The organism is Acinetobacter sp. YH12046 (genome assembly GCF_013419905.1).
Taxonomy (GTDB): Bacteria; Pseudomonadota; Gammaproteobacteria; order Pseudomonadales; family Moraxellaceae; genus Acinetobacter.
In genome coordinates, this window is the sequence record NZ_VOZF01000070.1 from 1 (window position 1) to 2048 (window position 2048).

Consider the following 2048-nt stretch of genomic DNA (forward strand, 5'->3'; position numbering starts at 1 on the left):
CCAAGCAGACGTGCACAGAAAACAGCGATTGAACAACGAAATCTAAATCCTGTGCTTGACTTGGAAATGTCCATATAGGACATTTCTATTTGGTTATTAGGTAGGACATTTCTACTTGGGAATAACATAAAAAATGGAGCCTAAAGCTCCATTTTTTAATAACTTTTTTTAAATTGCTAAGCGTAAATTCAGTGCTTTTACAACTTTAATCACAGTATCAAAACTAGGGTTAACATCACCAGAAAGTGCTTTATAAAGACTTTCTCGGCCTAAGCCTGTATCTCGTGATAATTGAGCCATTCCTTTAGCTTTTGCAATGTTACCTAAAGCCTTTGCAATGAATGCGGCATCGCCATTAGATTCTTCAATACATGCTTGTAAGTAAGCCTGCATATCATCCTCTGTTTTAAGATGCTCAGCACTGTCCCATTTGCGAAGTTTAATAGCCATTTATAGCTCCTCCTCTAAATCTTGTGCCAATTGCAGGGCAAGTTTTATATCTTTACTTTGCGTAGACTTATCTCCGCCTGCTAAAAGAATAACAACCCTTTGCCCTTGCTTGCAGTAATAAATCCTATAGCCTGGCCCAAAGAAGAAACGTAATTCAGAAACACCTTCACCGACCGGCTCAGTATCTCCAAAGTTTCCATCTTCAACCCGATCAATTCGGACTTGTATGCGTCTTTTTGCCTGCTGGTCTTTTAACTTGGTGAACCAGTCATCAAAGACTTCAGTGGTATATATTGAGTACATAAGTAGAATGTATCCTATAGGATACATTTATGCAAGAAATAAACTTGATATTTGGGGCTCGAAACGGTGAATTTCGTATAACCGCCATTATGTTAAGTTAATCAAAATTCTTAATGCACCAAAACCTAAAAATTTAAATGGAGTAAAAATGACTTTAAAGGGGTTAGATATTCAAGAAGATTGTATCAAAGCTATTTCTAATGAATCTTTAATATTTGATATTAAGAATAAAGAGTTTTTAGAGGATATAGAAAATCTTTTATTACAGTATTTTCAAAATTTTAGTAATGATTTAAATGGAATTGAGTTTGATAATTTTTCTGTGGAGTTTTGGTTCGATGCAGGACAATTGATTATTTATCCTGAAAAAGATTTATTAGATCGTAAACCCTTTGAATCTGAATATGATTTAGATAGATTAGACCCTTATTTTTATCTAGTTTGTGAAGAATATAGGATATATTTTGATGACTTAATATCTCGAAAAGTAAGCGATCAAGTATCTGAAAAAGAAGCTATTTCTAAAACTAATGACGTAATTGATTGTGTAAGCAAAGCTATAAAAAATATAAATGATGAAAACAATCTTTTAAAGATGTTAGGCAGGCCTAAATTAGAAATAAGATATTTCGGTGTAACGAAAGAAGAACTTTTAGCAAAAGAAATTCTCGTGAAATGAAGTAGATATTTTTGTCGTATTAAGGAAAACTAAAATTAACATAATGGGCGTTATGCGAAGTCAAAAATGGGAGCTTAAGCTCCCATTTTTATTGATGATTTTTTAATTCTTTCAGCATAGCATCCCGTAAAATTTCATTCATTCGTGTTTGATAACCTTTGCCTTGTGCTTTGAACCAAGCAAGTACATCAGCATCTAACCGAATTGAAGTTTGTTGCTTCACTGGGCGGTAAAATTGATTTTGGCGTACAGCACTGCTCCAATCGGTAATTTCAGGAATATCTGATAGATCTAGCTGATCATCAGGAACCGTGCCTTTAGCAAGCAAGCGTTGAATTTCAGCATCTTGCTTCTCACCAAATTTCTCATTCAGCTCTTTGCGTGAGTATCTAACCATGCTCATATTTGTTTCGCTCCGCTTTAGTCACTTGCCTTGCACTAATGATTCGTATGATTTCACAGTCATCTTCATCAAAAATGGTGTGAGCCACCTAAGTTTTCTAATAAAAGATCTAAATACGTATCTTTCATCAATTGAGATTCATTGTTATTCAATATATTGTAGGTTGAAAGTATCAAATGTGAAAGTTGAGGATCAGAACGTAGGGTTGATTCG

The 2048-nt window shown here is 34.2% G+C and carries 4 protein-coding genes and 1 pseudogene; 1 reads left to right on the forward strand and 4 read right to left on the reverse strand.

All coding sequences use genetic code 11. From position 1 onward, the window contains the following. Nucleotides 1-168 precede the first annotated feature (168 nt). Both FTU03_RS15895 and FTU03_RS15900 read right to left on the reverse strand, forming a co-directional pair. Nucleotides 169-450 (reverse strand): addiction module antidote protein, encoded by a 282-nt coding sequence (locus FTU03_RS15895; protein WP_000985609.1) that lies wholly within the window; start codon nt 448-450, stop codon nt 169-171. Next, entirely contained in the window at nt 451-753 is a 303-nt protein-coding gene (locus FTU03_RS15900; protein WP_000286964.1) for a type II toxin-antitoxin system RelE/ParE family toxin, read from the reverse strand. A 148-nt stretch (nt 754-901) separates the two neighbouring features. Here FTU03_RS15900 and FTU03_RS15905 point away from each other — a divergent pair, with 148 nt between their 5' ends. After that, the gene (locus FTU03_RS15905) at nt 902-1432 is read left to right on the forward strand and encodes a hypothetical protein (RefSeq protein WP_000172759.1); all 531 of its coding nucleotides are present in this window, start codon (nt 902-904) and stop codon (nt 1430-1432) included. Nucleotides 1433-1520: 88 nt separating this feature from the next. Here FTU03_RS15905 and FTU03_RS15910 read toward each other — a convergent pair whose 3' ends face one another. Then, entirely contained in the window at nt 1521-1835 is a 315-nt protein-coding gene (locus FTU03_RS15910) for a BrnA antitoxin family protein (RefSeq protein WP_004728120.1), read from the reverse strand. Then, nucleotides 1822-1923, reverse strand: a pseudogene (locus FTU03_RS16370) (BrnT family toxin); the annotation flags it as partial. The gene FTU03_RS15910 and the pseudogene FTU03_RS16370, both read right to left, overlap by 14 nt. Between the last annotated feature and the right edge of the window lie 125 nt (nt 1924-2048).

Excerpts from the sequence above, each read along its gene's own strand:
- FTU03_RS15895 (WP_000985609.1), bottom strand. The coding sequence starts at position 450 with ATGGCTATTAAACTTCGCAAATGGGACAGTGCTGAGCATCTTAAAACA.
- FTU03_RS15910 (WP_004728120.1), bottom strand. The coding sequence starts at position 1,835 with ATGAGCATGGTTAGATACTCACGCAAAGAGCTGAATGAGAAATTTGGT.
- FTU03_RS15905 (WP_000172759.1), top strand. The coding sequence starts at position 902 with ATGACTTTAAAGGGGTTAGATATTCAAGAAGATTGTATCAAAGCTATT.
- FTU03_RS15900 (WP_000286964.1), bottom strand. The coding sequence starts at position 753 with ATGTACTCAATATATACCACTGAAGTCTTTGATGACTGGTTCACCAAG.